This window comes from Providencia sp. PROV040, assembly GCF_032706145.1.
GTDB classification, from domain to species: domain Bacteria; phylum Pseudomonadota; class Gammaproteobacteria; order Enterobacterales; family Enterobacteriaceae; genus Providencia; species Providencia hangzhouensis.
The window spans coordinates 2282909-2298953 of record NZ_CP120530.1; the positions used below are offsets into that span (position 1 = coordinate 2282909).

17 protein-coding genes and 1 riboswitch are annotated in these 16045 nt (G+C 44.9%); of the genes, 7 read left to right on the forward strand and 10 right to left on the reverse strand.

Going from position 1 to position 16045, the window contains the following annotated elements; genetic code table 11:
• Positions 1-121 precede the first annotated feature (121 nt).
• The 3 genes from P3L40_RS10465 (at position 122) to P3L40_RS10475 (ending at position 2784) form a co-directional block, all read left to right on the forward strand.
• The gene (locus tag P3L40_RS10465) at positions 122-859 is read left to right on the forward strand and encodes a recombinase family protein (protein ID WP_001366550.1); all 738 of its coding nucleotides are present in this window, start codon (positions 122-124) and stop codon (positions 857-859) included.
• Positions 856-1080, forward strand: a complete 225-nt coding sequence (locus tag P3L40_RS10470; protein ID WP_000743213.1) for a hypothetical protein — start codon at positions 856-858, stop codon at positions 1078-1080. Before P3L40_RS10465 ends, P3L40_RS10470 begins: the two co-directional genes overlap by 4 nt.
• A 210-nt stretch (positions 1081-1290) precedes the next feature.
• The gene (locus P3L40_RS10475; RefSeq protein WP_001120888.1) at positions 1291-2784 is read left to right on the forward strand and encodes an IS91-like element ISVsa3 family transposase; all 1494 of its coding nucleotides are present in this window, start codon (positions 1291-1293) and stop codon (positions 2782-2784) included.
• A 175-nt stretch (positions 2785-2959) separates the two neighbouring features.
• Here P3L40_RS10475 and P3L40_RS10480 read toward each other — a convergent pair whose 3' ends face one another.
• From P3L40_RS10480 to P3L40_RS10495, 4 genes are all read right to left on the reverse strand, one after another.
• The gene (locus P3L40_RS10480; protein WP_000251875.1) at positions 2960-3262 is read right to left on the reverse strand and encodes a phosphoglucosamine mutase; all 303 of its coding nucleotides are present in this window, start codon (positions 3260-3262) and stop codon (positions 2960-2962) included.
• Positions 3263-3348: 86 nt separating this feature from the next.
• A complete protein-coding gene (gene sul2, locus P3L40_RS10485) occupies positions 3349-4164 on the reverse strand; it encodes a sulfonamide-resistant dihydropteroate synthase Sul2 (protein ID WP_001043260.1) in 816 nt (271 codons plus the stop codon).
• A 430-nt stretch (positions 4165-4594) separates the two neighbouring features.
• Positions 4595-5077: a glutathione peroxidase gene (locus P3L40_RS10490; protein WP_110591788.1), complete on the reverse strand. Its 483-nt coding sequence runs from the start codon at positions 5075-5077 to the stop codon at positions 4595-4597.
• Between the two features lie 229 nt (positions 5078-5306).
• Positions 5307-6248: a LysR family transcriptional regulator gene (locus P3L40_RS10495; protein WP_110591787.1), complete on the reverse strand. Its 942-nt coding sequence runs from the start codon at positions 6246-6248 to the stop codon at positions 5307-5309.
• 61 nt (positions 6249-6309) lie between these two features.
• On the opposite strand from P3L40_RS10495, the gene P3L40_RS10500 reads away from it, so the two are divergent.
• A complete protein-coding gene (locus P3L40_RS10500; protein WP_004253824.1) occupies positions 6310-7293 on the forward strand; it encodes an aldo/keto reductase in 984 nt (327 codons plus the stop codon).
• A 358-nt stretch (positions 7294-7651) separates the two neighbouring features.
• Here the strand turns inward: P3L40_RS10500 and P3L40_RS10505 are convergent, their stop codons facing one another.
• Positions 7652-8746 (reverse strand): porin, encoded by a 1095-nt coding sequence (locus tag P3L40_RS10505; RefSeq protein WP_004253827.1) that lies wholly within the window; start codon positions 8744-8746, stop codon positions 7652-7654.
• Between the two features lie 380 nt (positions 8747-9126).
• On the opposite strand from P3L40_RS10505, the gene alr reads away from it, so the two are divergent.
• Positions 9127-10356: an alanine racemase gene (gene alr, locus P3L40_RS10510; protein WP_004253830.1), complete on the forward strand. Its 1230-nt coding sequence runs from the start codon at positions 9127-9129 to the stop codon at positions 10354-10356.
• A gap of 208 nt (positions 10357-10564) precedes the next feature.
• Positions 10565-11302: a phosphatase gene (locus P3L40_RS10515; RefSeq protein WP_004253839.1), complete on the forward strand. Its 738-nt coding sequence runs from the start codon at positions 10565-10567 to the stop codon at positions 11300-11302.
• A gap of 102 nt (positions 11303-11404) precedes the next feature.
• Here the strand turns inward: P3L40_RS10515 and P3L40_RS10520 are convergent, their stop codons facing one another.
• Positions 11405-11875, reverse strand: coding sequence for a GNAT family N-acetyltransferase (locus tag P3L40_RS10520; protein WP_164565706.1), 471 nt, complete (start codon positions 11873-11875; stop codon positions 11405-11407).
• Positions 11876-12009: 134 nt separating this feature from the next.
• Between P3L40_RS10520 and rlmA the strand changes: the two genes are divergently transcribed.
• Complete coding sequence (rlmA, locus tag P3L40_RS10525; RefSeq protein WP_036957684.1) at positions 12010-12834, forward strand: 23S rRNA (guanine(745)-N(1))-methyltransferase; 825 nt, start codon at positions 12010-12012, stop codon at positions 12832-12834.
• A gap of 32 nt (positions 12835-12866) precedes the next feature.
• Here the strand turns inward: rlmA and mntP are convergent, their stop codons facing one another.
• The 4 genes from mntP to P3L40_RS10545 form a co-directional block, all read right to left on the reverse strand.
• The gene (gene mntP / locus P3L40_RS10530) at positions 12867-13448 is read right to left on the reverse strand and encodes a manganese efflux pump MntP (RefSeq protein ID WP_210853089.1); all 582 of its coding nucleotides are present in this window, start codon (positions 13446-13448) and stop codon (positions 12867-12869) included.
• A gap of 47 nt (positions 13449-13495) precedes the next feature.
• A riboswitch (yybP-ykoY riboswitch) is annotated at positions 13496-13639 on the reverse strand.
• Positions 13640-13790: 151 nt separating this feature from the next.
• Positions 13791-14249: a DUF986 family protein gene (locus P3L40_RS10535; protein ID WP_004253844.1), complete on the reverse strand. Its 459-nt coding sequence runs from the start codon at positions 14247-14249 to the stop codon at positions 13791-13793.
• A gap of 89 nt (positions 14250-14338) precedes the next feature.
• Positions 14339-15190, reverse strand: coding sequence for a PTS mannose transporter subunit IID (locus P3L40_RS10540; RefSeq protein WP_004253848.1), 852 nt, complete (start codon positions 15188-15190; stop codon positions 14339-14341).
• Positions 15191-15202: 12 nt separating this feature from the next.
• Complete coding sequence (locus P3L40_RS10545) at positions 15203-16006, reverse strand: PTS mannose/fructose/sorbose transporter subunit IIC (protein WP_004253851.1); 804 nt, start codon at positions 16004-16006, stop codon at positions 15203-15205.
• Positions 16007-16045 lie beyond the last annotated feature (39 nt).

Below are 16045 nucleotides of genomic sequence, written 5' to 3' on the forward strand. Positions count from 1 at the left end.
TGTGCTCAATAGCTCATTTAAGCTGTAAAAATGAGCTAGGCGCATTTAGATCGATATGTGATAAATTGGCCTGCCAGTTTAAGATGGGTGCATTTGAGTATGCCCAAAGGAGCCCGCAAGTATGCGCAGGACGAAGCCAGTAGCCGCGCCGATGGTGGCGCGGGTCTATCTGCGCGTCAGCACCGACGCGCAGGACTTGGAACGCCAAGAGGCGATCACTACGGCCGCGAAGGCCGCCGGCTACTACGTCGCCGGCATCTACCGTGAGAAGGCATCCGGCGCACGCGCCGACCGGCCTGAGCTGCTGCGCATGATCGGCGACCTACAGCCCGGCGAGGTGGTCATTGCCGAGAAGATCGACCGCATCAGCCGCCTACCTTTGCCCGAGGCCGAGCGCCTGGTGGCCTCGATACAGGCCAAAGGCGCACGCCTGGCCGTCCCTGGCGTGGTCGATCTATCCGACCTGGCGGCCGAGGCCCAGGGCGTCGCCAAGATCGTGCTGGAAGCCGTGCAGATCATGCTTTTTCGCCTGGCCTTGCAGATGGCCCGCGACGACTACGAGGACAGGCGCGAACGCCAGCGCCAAGGCATTGAGTTGGCCCGCCAGGCCGGGCGGTACAAGGGCCGCCGTGCTGATCCGAAGCGCCGCGCCCAAGTTGTCGCGCTGCGCAAGTCCGGCTACAGCATCAACAAGACCGCCGAGCTGGCCGGGTACAGTGCGGCCCAGGTGAAACGGATATGGGCCGAGGTCAGCCAGGCCGAAGCGAAGCAGCACGGCGCGTTCGTGGAGGACGCATTGACGGAAGCCGATGCCCTGGCCGCTGTCGGCCAGGATGAGCGCCAGGAGGAAAGGGCATGAAGAAGCCGAACCAAGACGACGAGCCGTTTTTCATCACCGAGGAGATTGCGGCCGAAATGATCGCCGGCGGCTATGAGTTCGAGCTGCCGCCCATTCCTTGCACCATCCGCCTACGCGACGTGCTGGAGCGCATGACCGATGCTGAGCTAGCATTGCAGCCGGGCGAGATCGCCGACCAGGAGCGTGAACGCTGCCGGCGCAAGCCGTGTTCAACCTCATGATCTGGTCATGGTATTTTTCATGGCACTGAGCCTGATAGTTCTTGCAAATTGTTGTCACTAAAGGGTTTTGTGTGCTTGTTTACAATCGAGTGGGAGTGACGGGCACTGGCTGGCAATGTCTAGCAACGGCAGGCATTTCGGCTGAGGGTAAAAGAACTTTCCGCTAAGCGATAGACTGTATGTAAACACAGTATTGCAAGGACGCGGAACATGCCTCATGTGGCGGCCAGGACGGCCAGCCGGGATCGGGATACTGGTCGTTACCAGAGCCACCGACCCGAGCAAACCCTTCTCTATCAGATCGTTGACGAGTATTACCCGGCATTCGCTGCGCTTATGGCAGAGCAGGGAAAGGAATTGCCGGGCTATGTGCAACGGGAATTTGAAGAATTTCTCCAATGCGGGCGGCTGGAGCATGGCTTTCTACGGGTTCGCTGCGAGTCTTGCCACGCCGAGCACCTGGTCGCTTTCAGCTGTAAGCGTCGCGGTTTCTGCCCGAGCTGTGGGGCGCGGCGGATGGCCGAAAGTGCCGCCTTGCTGGTTGATGAAGTACTGCCTGAACAACCCATGCGTCAGTGGGTGTTGAGCTTCCCGTTTCAGCTGCGTTTCCTGTTTGCCAGCCGGCCCGAGATCATGGGGTGGGTGCTGGGCATCGTTTACCGCGTCATTGCCACGCACCTGGTCAAGAAAGCGGGCCATACCCACCAAGTGGCCAAGACGGGCGCGGTCACCCTGATCCAGCGTTTTGGATCGGCGCTCAATCTGAATGTTCACTTCCACATGCTGTTTCTCGACGGTGTGTATGTCGAGCAATCCCACGGCTCAGCGCGTTTCCGCTGGGTCAAGGCGCCGACCAGCCCAGAGCTCACCCAGCTGACGCACACCATCGCCCACCGGGTGGGTCGCTATCTGGAACGGCAAGGCCTGCTGGAACGGGATGTCGAAAACAGCTATCTGGCCTCGGATGCGGTGGATGACGACCCGATGACACCCCTGCTGGGGCACTCGATCACTTACCGTATCGCTGTCGGTTCACAGGCGGGGCGAAAGGTGTTCACTTTGCAAACTCTGCCGACCAGTGGTGATCCGTTCGGTGACGGGATTGGCAAGGTAGCCGGGTCCAGCCTGCACGCCGGCGTGGCGGCCAGGGCCGATGAACGCAAGAAGCTCGAACGGCTGTGCCGGTACATCAGCCGCCCGGCGGTATCCGAGAAGCGGCTGTCGTTAACACGAGGCGGCAACGTGCGCTACCAGCTCAAGACGCCGTACCGGGACGGCACCACGCACGTCATTTTCGAACCATTGGATTTCATTGCAAGGCTGGCCGCCCTGGTACCGAAGCCCAGAGTCAACCTAACCCGCTTCCACGGGGTGTTCGCACCCAACAGTCGGCACCGGGCGTTGGTCACGCCGGCAAAACGGGGCAGGGGCAACAAGGTCAGGGTGGCTGATGAACCGGCAACACCAGCACAACGGCGAGCGTCGATGACATGGGCGCAACGGCTCAAGCGTGTTTTCAATATCGACATCGAGACCTGCAGCGGCTGCGGCGGCGCCATGAAAGTCATCGCCTGCATTGAAGACCCTATAGTGATCAAGCAGATCCTTGATCACCTGAAGCACAAAGCCGAAACCAGCGGGACCAGGGCGTTACCCGAAAGCCGGGCGCCACCGGCTGAGCTGCTCCTGGGTCTGTTTGACTGACGAGCCTGAAGGCCAACGATACCAATCAAAATGCTGCGTTCACAGCGCCGCGGCAGGGATCCGCCGTGCTGGTTGTCGGAAAAGGAGCCGCTAGTGGGAAAGAGGAGGGTAAATTTTCAGCGTTGCTGGCTCCCCGTCAGCCGGATTGGGTTGCATCGCAGGGGTGTCGAAAGAGTCAACTGCGGTCCAAAGCTGTTGGACTTGGGTGAAAAGGGCGTTTATTCTTCCTATACGTTGTCGGCAGCGGGCCAAAAAGGAATACGTCCATGCCCATCGAGGTGAAACCGGCTGTGAGCGCGGGTTCAAGCATATAGCCCGACAGGCGCGTATCCTTGCCGATCACGACACGATGGCGGTGGTCACCGCGACGAAAGACACGGCCAGCCGCCATGCCGACGCGCAAGGCGGTTTCCGCCGTCATCGCGCCTTCGTTGGCTTTGCCACGAATACCGTCTGTGCCGAAATATTTGCGCACCATAAGGTCGATTATCCTGTCGTCGGGTCGCCCTCAAAGGGGACATGCCTGCTGAACCGCGAATATAGAGAAATATCCCGAATGTGCAGTTAACGAATTCTTGCGGTTTCTTTCAGCGCCGCCAATACCGCCAGCCCGTCGCGCAAGGGGCGCGGCTCGTGTGTGCGGATGAAGTCAGCTCCACCTGCGGCGGCGGCAAGCTCTGCAGCGAGTGTCGCGGCCCCGACATCCCCCGGACCACGGCCTGTGAGCGCGCGCAGAAAGGATTTGCGCGAAACAGACAGAAGCACCGGCAAATCGAAGCGCAGCCGCAATTCATCGAACCGCGCCAGCACCGAGAGCGAGGTTTCGGGAGCAGCCCCCAGAAAAAACCCCATGCCGGGATCAAGGACAAGGCGGTTGCGTTTGATACCGGCACCCGTCAGCGCCGCGATGCGCGCGTCAAAGAACGCCGCAATGTGATCCATGATGTCGCCAGCGGGTGCCTCGCGCCGATCTGCCTGCCCGTCTTGCACCGAATGCATAACGACGAGTTTGGCAGATGATTTCGCCAATTGCGGATAGAACGCAGCGTCTGGAAAACCGCGAATATCATTGAGATAGGCCACACCACGCGACAAGGCATAGGCTTGCGTCGCGGGTTGATAACTGTCGAGCGAGACGGGAATGCCATCTGCCTTGAGCGCGTCCAGCACCGGCGCGATACGCGCGATTTCTGTGTCGGACGAAACAGGCGCGGCGTCGGGATTGCTGGATGCCGGACCGAGGTCGATCACATCTGCCCCCTCGGCCATCAGCTTACGCGCCTGCGCAATGGCTGCGTCTGGCGCCAGATACCGGCCTCCATCGGAGAAACTGTCCGAGGTTATGTTGACGATGCCGAAAATGATGAGCGATTTATTCATGGGGGCTTCTATAATAATAATAATCGAGCATGAGTCTCATACGGATGCTCGGGTCGAAAGGGAATCCCCAGGCGAGTAACCTGTTTGCGGTGATCCATTAGCTGCAGGAGCAGAATAGCATACATCTGGAAGCAAAGCCAGGAAAGCGGCCTATGGAGCTGTGCGGCAGCGCTCAGTAGGCAATTTTTCAAAATATTGTTAAGCCTTTTCTGAGCATGGTATTTTTCATGGTATTACCAATTAGCAGGAAAATAAGCCATTGAATATAAAAGATAAAAATGTCTTGTTTACAATAGAGTGGGAATAATCCCCCAATAAGAATTAGCTGGCACTGGCTGGCAAAATAACAACTTAAGCCCATGTAAAAGTGGGCTTTTTTGTTTTTTAGTCTTTAATAGCATTCGATTTAATTGAGCAAATTAGTGAACACTTAAATTTGAAGTGCAGAAAGGATTATTGCTTCCATTTTTTCAGGGGTAGTGAATGGTGCGAAGCGTTTGAGCGGTTTACCGTCACGCCCGACCAAGAATTTAGTAAAGTTCCACTTGATCCGCCCACCCATTAGACCTGGTAGCTCGTTTTTCAGGTAACGGAATATCGGGTGAGCAGAGCTCCCATTAACGTCGACTTTTTCGAATATTGGAAAGCTCACTTCGTAGTTAATAAAGCAGGTCTGCGCGATTTCCTCAGCGCTACCGGGTTCTTGTTTGCCAAACTGATTACAGGGGAAACCAAGCACCACAAAGCCCTGAGGAGCATATTTCTTGTAGAGTGATTCTAAGCCGTTGTATTGTGGTGTAAAACCACAATGACTGGCGGTATTAACAACGAGAACCACCTTATCAGCGTAGTCTTTCATAGAGATAAGTTGCCCGCCGAGACTTGTCGCTGCTAATTGATGAAAGGGGGCCATAGTAGGATCCTTAGAATAGAGCTAATCGACATAAGCCAATATAGCCGCTGATTGTGTGGTAGGTCTGAAGTCTTTTACCTGGCTATCTTGGCAAATTTTAAAGGTAAAAACAACATACTGGCTGTTCTCCCATTGATTGAAATATTAGATATTAGCCCTTTGCTTTAATCCCGCTATAAACATTCGCTGGCTAAATAATGGTATCAGCCCGTGTCAAAGTGGAGGGAGCTTATGGCATCAGCAACCTCTCATGTTCCTTTGCAACTAACTCATTCAAAAAATCAGCGACAACCCTGATCCTTCGTGAGTGAGCGAGATCAGAGTGAATGACTAGCCAAATAGGTTGGTCACAGCCTATATTATCTTGTAGGCAAATAAGTCCCATCTTTTGGGCAATGAAATGCGGCAAAACAGCCATGCCAATACCCGCTTGGACTGCGCTAAATTGTGCTGACATCGTACTGGTAGTGAGCCGGCAAGCTCTTCCTCTTAGCGTTCTTTCTAACCATTGTGCTGATTGGAGGTGCTGCTGTGCTTCCGACCAACCGATAAAATCATCTTGTTCTAGAGAGCTCAATCTGTTTGGATTTGGTCTACGCTGTAAATAACTCTCTGAGGCGTAAAGGCCAAACCCCAATGTGCCTAATTTACGAATACGCACATTACCGCGTTCGGGCCTAACCATACGCAGTGCAATATCCGCATCACGCCTGTGTAAATTCACTGTCGACACCCCAGTTACAATTTCAATTGTGAGATTAGGGTTCACGTTGGTTAGTGAAGGCAGAGCAGGGATGATTAGATGATCGGCTAAGCCTTGAGCGGTAGCTAAACAAACATGGCCCATCACGCTTTCGCTTTTTCTCCGCGCGGCATTGCCAAATGCATAACCCGCCTGTTCTAAGGCTTCAGCCTGAGAAATTAATGCATTTCCTTCATCGGTAAGCTTGTAACCAAGCTGGTCTCGAGTGAATAGCCGAACATGTAATGCCTCTTCTAGGCGTTCTAAACGCCGAGATGTGGTTGCAATTCCAAGTTTCAATGCTTTAGATGCAGCACTTAGCGTGCCTTCTCGAGCAATCGCTAAAAATACTCTGACATCATCCCAATTTGAATGCTGTCTATCGTTTTGTTTTCCATTATTGGAAAATGGATTGCTTTCATTAGTCATATAAATCTCCATTTATGGAAAATATACTGAAAAACATAAAATAAACCAAGGGAGAGCGATAATGAAAAAACGTATTTTGGGTAATGGACTTGAAGTCTCGGCAATTGGACTCGGTTGTATGGGGATGAGCGAGTTCTATGGGCCGCAAGATGATCAGGCTGCCATGGTTGTGCTACAAAAAGCTATCGAACTAGGCTGTACGATGCTGGATACTGCGGATACTTATGGCAATTTTCATAACGAAGAGTTGATTGGGCATTTTCTTAAACAAGTCGGTTCTGATGTTAAAATCGCGACAAAGTGCGGTATTGTTCGCCGACCAGGTGAATATGAGAGAAGGATTGATAATAGTCCAGAATATATACGCAGCGCCTGTGAAAGCTCTCTTCGTCGATTAGGTGTTGAATGTATTGATTTGTATTATATCCATCGTCTAGATCCCTCTGCATCAATAGAGACGACAATGCACACGCTGGCGGGGTTAGTTGCTGAAGGGAAAATTGCTCACATTGGGTTGTCTGAGGTGAGTGCGGCAACCCTTAGAAGGGCACACGCAGTTTATCCTGTTACTGCAATCCAAACTGAGTATTCGCTTTGGACGCGTGATGTTGAAACGGAAATATTGCCAACTTGCCAAGAATTAGGGATTGGTTTTGTACCTTATTCCCCGTTAGGACGTGGATTCTTAACAGGGCGCTTTAATGCCGAAAGTAGGTTCGAGAGCGATGATGCACGTAATACGCTACCGCGTTTCACATCAGAGAACCTTAGAGCTAATCGCACATTAGCTGACTTTATCGTGCAGATGGCAAGTAACAAGTCATGTTCACCTGCTCAAATCTCACTGGCCTGGTTGCTAGCTCAAGGAGATAACATTGTACCAATACCAGGAACGAATAAAGTTAAACACCTTGAAGATAACTTTGCTGCCGCTGATATTGACCTAACATCGGAGGATTTACTGCAAATAACACAAGCGCTAGAAAGCTTTCAACCTGTGGGTTCCCGTTATACTGCTGAAGGAATGAAAGGTGTTAATGTGTAAGGTAAGCATCATTTTGTAGAGTAATAGAGTTGCCCTGTGCTGTCATATTCTGTGAATGTTATTTGGCAACAATAATTGAGGTATCAGTTTTTTACTGGTGCCTTTTTTTATTAGTACCAAAGACGTTAGAAAAAATAGGTATACCATTATAGGAATTTATTTAGGAAAAGGGGCCTCTATGTATGGGGTTAGATACTTTTGTATCTTACAACTGCTTTATCGAGGGTAAAGCAACAGAGCTTCCCGTTCCTAGGGAATAGGTCATGAAGATGATGAGAGATATTTTTATTGTCAAAGCTTACCCGTAAAAAAGCGCCTGTAATTTACAGACGCTTTTGCTTTTCACTCAATTCTAAAATTAGAACTGATACACTAACCCTAAACCAAGTACGTTATCGGTATTCACTTTGTAGTGGTCAGTAAAATCATTATCGTTTAACAAGTTGATTTTATAGTCGATGACAGCACTTAGGTTTTTATTAAAGTCATAAGCTGAGCCGATGGCGATATAATTTACTAATTCTTTATCTCCAAAGCTGCCTAAGTTTTTACCTTTGGAATAGTTATAGCCAATTGATGGGGTTAAACCGAAGTCAAAAGAATATAGGGCAACCACTTCCAAGTTCTGAGTTTTATTTGCTACTGACTCCATATTATCATTACCAAAACGGCTCATATTAAGCGTTTGGCCATACATGACTGCGAAATAGAGATCTTCGTATTCAAATTTTCCCCCTACGTTCCAAGCTTCAGCGCGTTTACCAGTCGCACTGCTAGTTGTGGCATCTTTTTGCTTTGGTGTACGGGAAGATGAGGAGTAACCACCACCGAGGGAAATACCATAACCTAATTCATAAGCTGTAGATAAACCAAAACCATCGCCGTTATCGGTTAATTCATCACCGGATGACAGGTTTTGTTCGCCATTTTTCCCCTGATACTGTAATGCAAAGCTTAAACCATCAATGTAACCAAAGGCATTATTATTGCGATAAGTGAGTAAATTACGGTTACGGCTTAGCATGTAGTTATCTTCTTGATCCATCGTATCCGCTCCCCAGAGAGGTAATACGTCTGTCCAAGCATTGGTATCATAAATAACACCATAATTGCGGCCATAATCAAGGGAGCCGTAATCTGCAAATTTTAAGCCTGCATAAGCTAAACGATTACTATTTTCTTCAGTTGATTCTGATTGGTTAGTTTTAGTTTCCCATTCAAAACGTCCAAAACCAATGAGTTGGTCGGTGATTTGTGTGTCACCTTTTAGCCCCAGTCTGACACGTGAGTCATCACCATCTTCGCCACTACGGCTTTTGGCAATATGATGGCGAACATCGATTTGCCCATACACATCAAGCTTATTACCATCTTTATTGTACATTTCAGCGGAGTTAGCAACATTAGCAGTAAGTAGTGTTGGAATAATGAGTGCGAGTAATTTGTACTTCATAACATAGCCTTATGGATTGAGTGATATTTAGCAATAGTTCCTAATTGATAGTTATTATCATTTAAGCATTTTAATTCGCCAAATAAAAAATGTAACAAAATTAAATATTAGTGAAACAATACGGCTAACTTATTAAATAATAAAAATAATTTAATTTATGGTGATTTCAACCAAATGTTTTATTTTTAGAAAATCAAAATCAATGTGATGAAAGAGTTATGTTTATGTATAAGTGATTTTTTATGCATAAATCGTGAATTATTACTTGTTTGAAATGCTAAGGTTGGTATTATTTAAAACCTATACAAATTTTGTCTATATCAACCCAGAACCCTAAAAATAATATCTTGGTAGAAATCACTAGATATAAGGAATAATAAGTGGCTTTACGTTTGAAGTATCTGGCATTACTCCCTTTATTAGTTGCTGCGACAGCTTGTCAGCAACCAAATAATATCAAAACACCAGTAGAAACTTATGCGACACAAAACCAACCTGCGGTGGTTAATAACGCATGGATTGAAATATCACGTGGTGCATTAGATTTTAATATCAAAAAAGTACAAAACTTGCTGGGGGATAAGTCTTCTCTGTGCGCTGTTTTGAAAGGGGATGCCTATGGACATGACCTTTCTTTAGTTACGCCAATAATGATTGAAAATAATGTGCAATGTATTGGGGTAACAAATAACCAAGAGCTTAAAACCGTGAGAGACTTAGGTTTTAAAGGCCGCTTAATGCGAGTGAGAAGTGCGACAGAACAAGAAATGGCTCAGGCCACACAATATGAGACAGAAGAGTTAATTGGTAATTTAGCAATGGCGCAGCGCTTGAATGCGATTGCGAAAAAACAAAATAAAGTGATCCCTATCCATCTTGCGCTAAACTCGGCAGGGATGTCCCGTAATGGGCTAGACGTCAGTAGTGCATCTGGCTTAGATGAAGCAAAACAGATCGCGGAGTTATCGCAATTAAAAATCGTGGGCATTATGTCTCATTATCCAGAAGAGGATGAAGCTCAGATCCGTAAAGACCTTGCGAAATTCAAGAAAGAGTCTCAACAAGTCTTGAATGTGACAGGGTTAAAACGTGAAGACATTACATTACATGTCGCGAATACTTATGCAACTATTACCGTACCAGAATCATGGTTGGATATGGTACGTGTAGGTGGTATTTTCTACGGTGATACCGTTGCGACAAATGACTATAAACGCGTGATGACGCTGAAATCGAACATCGCCTCTGTCAATCATTATCCGAAAGGTAATACAGTGGGTTATGATAGAACTTATACCTTGAAGCGTGATTCTGTATTAGCCAATATCCCTGTAGGTTATGCAGATGGCTATCGCCGTGTATTTAGCAATGCGGGACATGCATTAATTAATGGCCAGACAGTTCCTGTTTTAGGAAAAACATCAATGAATACGGTCATGGTTGATGTTACTGATTTAAAATACGTTAGCCCGGGAGATGAAGTTGTATTTTTTGGCAAACAAGGTCATGCTGAAATTACGGCCGAAGAGGTTGAAGACATCAGCGGTGCATTATTTACCGAAATGTCAATTTTGTGGGGTGCAACCAATAAACGTATCTTAGTTGATTAGGTTAATTTTTAATTCCGTATATTTTAACCCGCAATAATCGCGGGTTTTTTTATCCAAAATGTCTCTTCGGATTTTATCCAATATGTCGATAAAATGCGGTTTAGGGGAATGACTATCGAAACTTATAAGCTGATATGTTAGGTTGGTAGAGTCTTTTTTGAGCGGATTGACTCAGAAGGAAAATAAAAGAATTAGAAGGATATCATTTATGTATCAAGTTGATTTACATGCGCATACCATTGCCAGCACCCATGCATATAGCACTGTTAATGAATATTTTGCTGAAGCCGCAAGTCGAGGTGTGAAACTCTTTGCGATTACCGACCACGGCCCTGAAATGCAAGATGCTCCGCATGAATGGCACTTTGGTAATATGCCTATCTTACCGAGAATTGTTGATGGCGTTGGTTTATTGTACGGTATTGAAGCGAATATAAAAAACAAGTTGGGTGAGACAGACTGCAATGAAAAGATTGCTCGTCATTTGGATATTATTTTAGCTGGTTTCCATGAACCGGTTCTTGAACCCCAAAGTTTAGCTGATAATACAGAAGCTATGATTGCCACGATCCGTAGCGGTAAAGTGCAAATAATTACCCATCCGGGAAATCCCAAATATCCCATTGATATTAAAGCGGTAGCACAAGCTGCGAAAGATTGTAATGTGGCTTTGGAAATGAATAACTCCTCATTCTTGCATTCAAGAGCGGGTAGTCAAAAGAATTGTTTAGAAATAGCAAAGGCCGTTAAAGAAACTGGCGGGTGGGTAGCATTAGGTTCGGACTCGCATTTTGCTGGGTATCTCGGCCGTTTTGACCGCGTAGTTGAAATGTTGGAATCAATTGATTTTCCGCAATCACAAATTTTAAATGTTACTCCACGCCGTGTATTGGATTTTTTAGAGTCCCATGGGCGTAAGCCTATCCCTGAATTTGCTGATTTTTAATAGTTATTCAGTTATTCAACGTTGCGTTCTTAAAGACAGTCAATATTAGGTATAATAAAGCCACAAAAGGTTAGTGGCTTTTAATTCAAATTATATTGAAAGTTATAATTCAATTTCCATTTGAACACAATTTAACTCAACTTGAGCAAGAGAAGAGTAGTAGCTAGCATGCTTAATCGAAGTAAATCCATGTTTCTGATAAAAGCGTTCCGCATTCGGTGATGAATCTAATACCAATTTTTTAATATTTCGCTTTTTGGCTTCAGCTTTAATAGCATCTAATATTAAGCCCGCAGCTCCGCAGCCAGTGTACTGTGGTAAAGTAAATATGGCATCAACACTGTTAGCCTCTAGATTAAGATAGCCAGTTGCAACGGGTTCATCATTTTTATTTACCGCGACAAAGAATGGGTTATTCTTCACAATACGTATATAACTTACTGGCATTTCATCAGGTGTCCAGGCGCTGATCGTTTTTGCGTCAAAACTCGTTGTACAACCATGGCGAATGGCTTGGTTGCGTATAAACCAAAGATGTTCAGCTTCATCGGGAGTTGCTAACCTAATTTTCATCATGATACACATTGCTAATGTTTTTTTATTTCTTTCATAGAACAAAAAGTACAGTTAAAAAGCAATATATATAACAGAAAGAAAACTAATTTGAATATGGTATACTCACCCTTATTTTTAAATCAGTGACTTTTATGAATTATCAATGCCCCCTCTGCTTTACACCACTTAACTTTATGCATAACAGCTATCGCTGCGCAGAAAATCACCAGTTCGATTGTGCGAAAGAGGGTTACGTTAATTTGTTGCCCGTACAACATAAACGGTCTAAAGACCCCGGTGATAATGCTGAAATGATGCAAGCACGTAGACAATTTCTTGATGCAGGACATTACCACCCGATGCGTGAAAAGGTGGCAGAAAAAATTATTCAGTTTATTCCATCATCTAATACTAGTTTGTTAGACATTGGTTGTGGGGAAGGGTATTACACAGACTATTTCTCTCGGGAACTTGCAAAACATTTTGAAAAATATACGGTTCTGGGCTTAGATGTTTCGAAAGTGGCGGTTCGCTATGCGGCGAAACGGTATAAATCCGTTCGTTTTTGCGTCGGTACAAGCCATCGCTTGCCATTCTCAAATAACAGCTTAGGTGGAGTTGTCCGAATTTACGCACCCTGCAAAGCACAAGAATTAAGCCGTGTATTAGTTTCTAAAGGTATGTTAATTACTGTTACGCCTGCGGCAGAGCATCTGCAAGAATTAAAAGCGTTAATTTACGATGAGGTTAAGTTACATCCAACTAAAGATGAAGATTTACCAAATTTTTCGCTAATAGATAGTTGCCAATTAAATTATAAAATGGCACTGACAGGGCAAGAAGCTTATGAATTGTTGATGATGACCCCATTTGCTTGGCGTGCATCAGAACAGGTCAAAGAGAATCTGCAACAAGCTGAAGTGAAAGAATATACGGCTGATTTTTTAATTCGCGTTTATCAATCTGATGCAGAGTAAGGTTATTGCCCCCATATAAGGGGGCACAAAAACTAATGGGCATACATAAATAATTTGAGGTGCTCAAATAAAATATTAAAACCAATACCTATTAGAACCAACCCACCGATAATTTCTGCTTTTTTTCCGAGTAATGGGCCAACATAGCGGCCAATCATCATACCAATAGTTGCCATAATCATTGTCATTAAGCCGATAGTCATTGCAGTATGAACGATATCCACTTGCAAGAAAGCTAAACCTAGACCGATAGCCATTGCATCAAGGCTGGTGGCTATCGCAGAAAAGATAAGGCTTGTTGAGCTATGACTAGAAGGTTTAGAACAGCATTCTTCATCTTTTGTTTTAATACTCTGCCAGATCATTCTAGCACCTAAAACAAACAATAAACCAAATGCAATCCAATGATCCCAACGGATAACATATTGGCTAGCTAGGATCCCGATACCCCAACCAATAATCGGTGTAATGGCTTCAATAAAACCAAAAATAAAACCAGTACGGAGAATTTCTCTAAAGCGGGGTTTATGAAGAACGGCGCCTTTACAAATAGCAACAGCGAAGGCGTCCATTGATAGGGCAAGGGCTAAGATAAGGGTAGCATAGAAACTCATAATAGAACCTCGGTTGGGTGATTCCATATACACATAAATTACCCCCAACCAAAAGGCTTATTTATGTGTCTATGGTCTTGCCAACCGAATATTGGTGTCCGCACCACGTTTGAAACCAAACGAGTATGTTGATACGGACTTTCTGGTCTTATATATGAAACCAGAACAGGCTACTCCCCAATGACGTGGAAAGAAAGATACCATATTTTATATTAAAGGCAACACTTAATTAATTGTGGATATTAAATGTTATTGAGAATTATTATCAATAAGGATATTGGCAAAAACAAGGTTAATTAAATTTATAATTAACCTTGTTTTTAGTGATAATATAAAACTTATTTACTTATGATTAATAAGGAATTCATAAATTCTTTGTAAATCATCAAGATGTGAAACTTGGATGTTAATTTTCTTTTTTTCCAAACCTATTATTAATACACCGTCTTCGGATAAGTTCATTGTTTTTATTCTGTCATATAATATAAATGCATTGGCAAAATAAAAACCATTCTGTTTAAAGAATAGCTTAGGTGTTCTTATAAACGCCAAATAGATTGACATAAAAATAGTAATCAATAATAAGTAAGTGGTTAATAAATTACCATGGCGTACAATATTTGTATAAATAACGATACAAATTAGAACAATAAAAATAATAGCATCGGCCCGATGTTTTCGTTTTAGATTAATTTTTAATAATGTTTTACCCTTTAGCAAATGCTGAATGAATTCATCATAAATTGCATAAACAAGCATGATCAAAATGATTATAGCAAGAATGGCATCATTGAAGGTCATTTGTGAACCCTTGGATAAGTGAACATAATGCAGAGCTTAAAATTAAAAAAGGGAGGCTGCAACCTCCCAATTCAAATAATGGTGGAAAATTATGGTGCTAAGAAGTTTAACCAAGCACCAAGGATACCCAAACCAAAGAAGCCGATAATAATCCACAATGCGTTAACTTTACGACGTAACAGCCACATACAGGCGAAGGTTAGCAATAGTGGTACTAAACCTGGCATGAGTTGATCAAGGATCATTTGGACGGTGGTAATATCTTCAGCACCTGTTGTTGGGTTTTTGATCCGCGACACTTCAAGTGGAATATTGACATGTGTCCATTTATTGACCAAGGCCCCCATAACAAATAAACCGAGAATTGATGCTCCTTCAGTTAGTTTTTGTAGGAAACCGCCACCAATGTCTTGAACAATATCAATCCCTTTTTTGTAGCCATATGAAACACCATAATAAAGGGTTAACAAACGGACAAGATTAAACAAAACAAAAAACAGAAGAGGGCCAAGTAAGCTACCCGTCATTGCGATACCTGCACCGAGAGCCGCAAATACTGGGCGAACAGTTCCCCAGAAAATTGGGTCACCAACACCGGCTAATGGCCCCATTAGACCGACTTTGATACCATTTATTGCACCGTCATCAATGTCTGCACCATTGGCACGTTGCTCTTCCATTGCCATTGTGACACCTAGAACAGGCGCTGCAACATACGGGTGTGTATTAAAGAATTCAAGATGGCGCTTAATGGCTTGTTTTCTATCATCATTATTTTCAGGATAAAGACGACGAATAACGGGAACCATTGAATAGCAGAAGCCTAGGGCTTGCATACGTTCAAAGTTCCAAGAACCTTGCAATAGGTTAGACCGTAAGAATACGCCGCGAATATCGCTTTGTGTAAGCTTTTTAGCCGTTGGCTTAGTGATATCTACCATTATACGTTCCTCCTAGTCTAGCTCATTATCAAGGTTGTTATTGCTACTATTTCCTTGGGTAACAACAGTTTGCGATTTATTGTATTTTGGACTGAGTTGGATATATAAAATAGCCATAACAGTACCGATAACCCCAAGAGCAACCAGGTTGAAGTCAGTAAATGCCGCGGTAACAAAGCCTAAGTAGAAGAACGGCATTAAGTAGCCTGCACGCATCATATTGATAACCATCGCATAACCGACAACAACAATCATACCACCAGCAATATTCAGGCCGTCAGTAACAACTTGCGGGATAGAATCCAACATTTGTTGTACTTCTGATGTACCAACAGAAATGGCGACAATTAACGCAGGTATTGCGATACGCATGGCTTGCAGTAATAAAGCTGAGATATGGATAAAGCCAATTGCAGTTAGATTACCATTGAGGGCGGCTTTATCAGCAGCATGTTGGAATGCAACCGTTACAGTACGAACAATAATGGTTAATACTTGTCCCGCTGCTGCGAGTGGGATGGCGATGGCAATACCTGCACCAATGCTTTGACCACCAGCAATAACGAGAATCGTTGAAATGATAGAAGCTAAAGCGGCATCAGGTGCAACGGCAGCACCGATATTCATCCACCCAAGTGCGATCATTTCTAATGTACCGCCGATGATGATACCCGTTTTCATATCTCCCAAAACAATACCTATAAGCGTACAGGCAATGAGAGGACGGTGAAATTGGAATTCATCAAGGATTGATCCCATCCCCGCGATACACGCGACGATGAAGACCATTACTATTTGAACAACGGTAAGTTCCATTGTTTAATCTCCTGTAACCAAAAGTTTTAAAATCTGTTT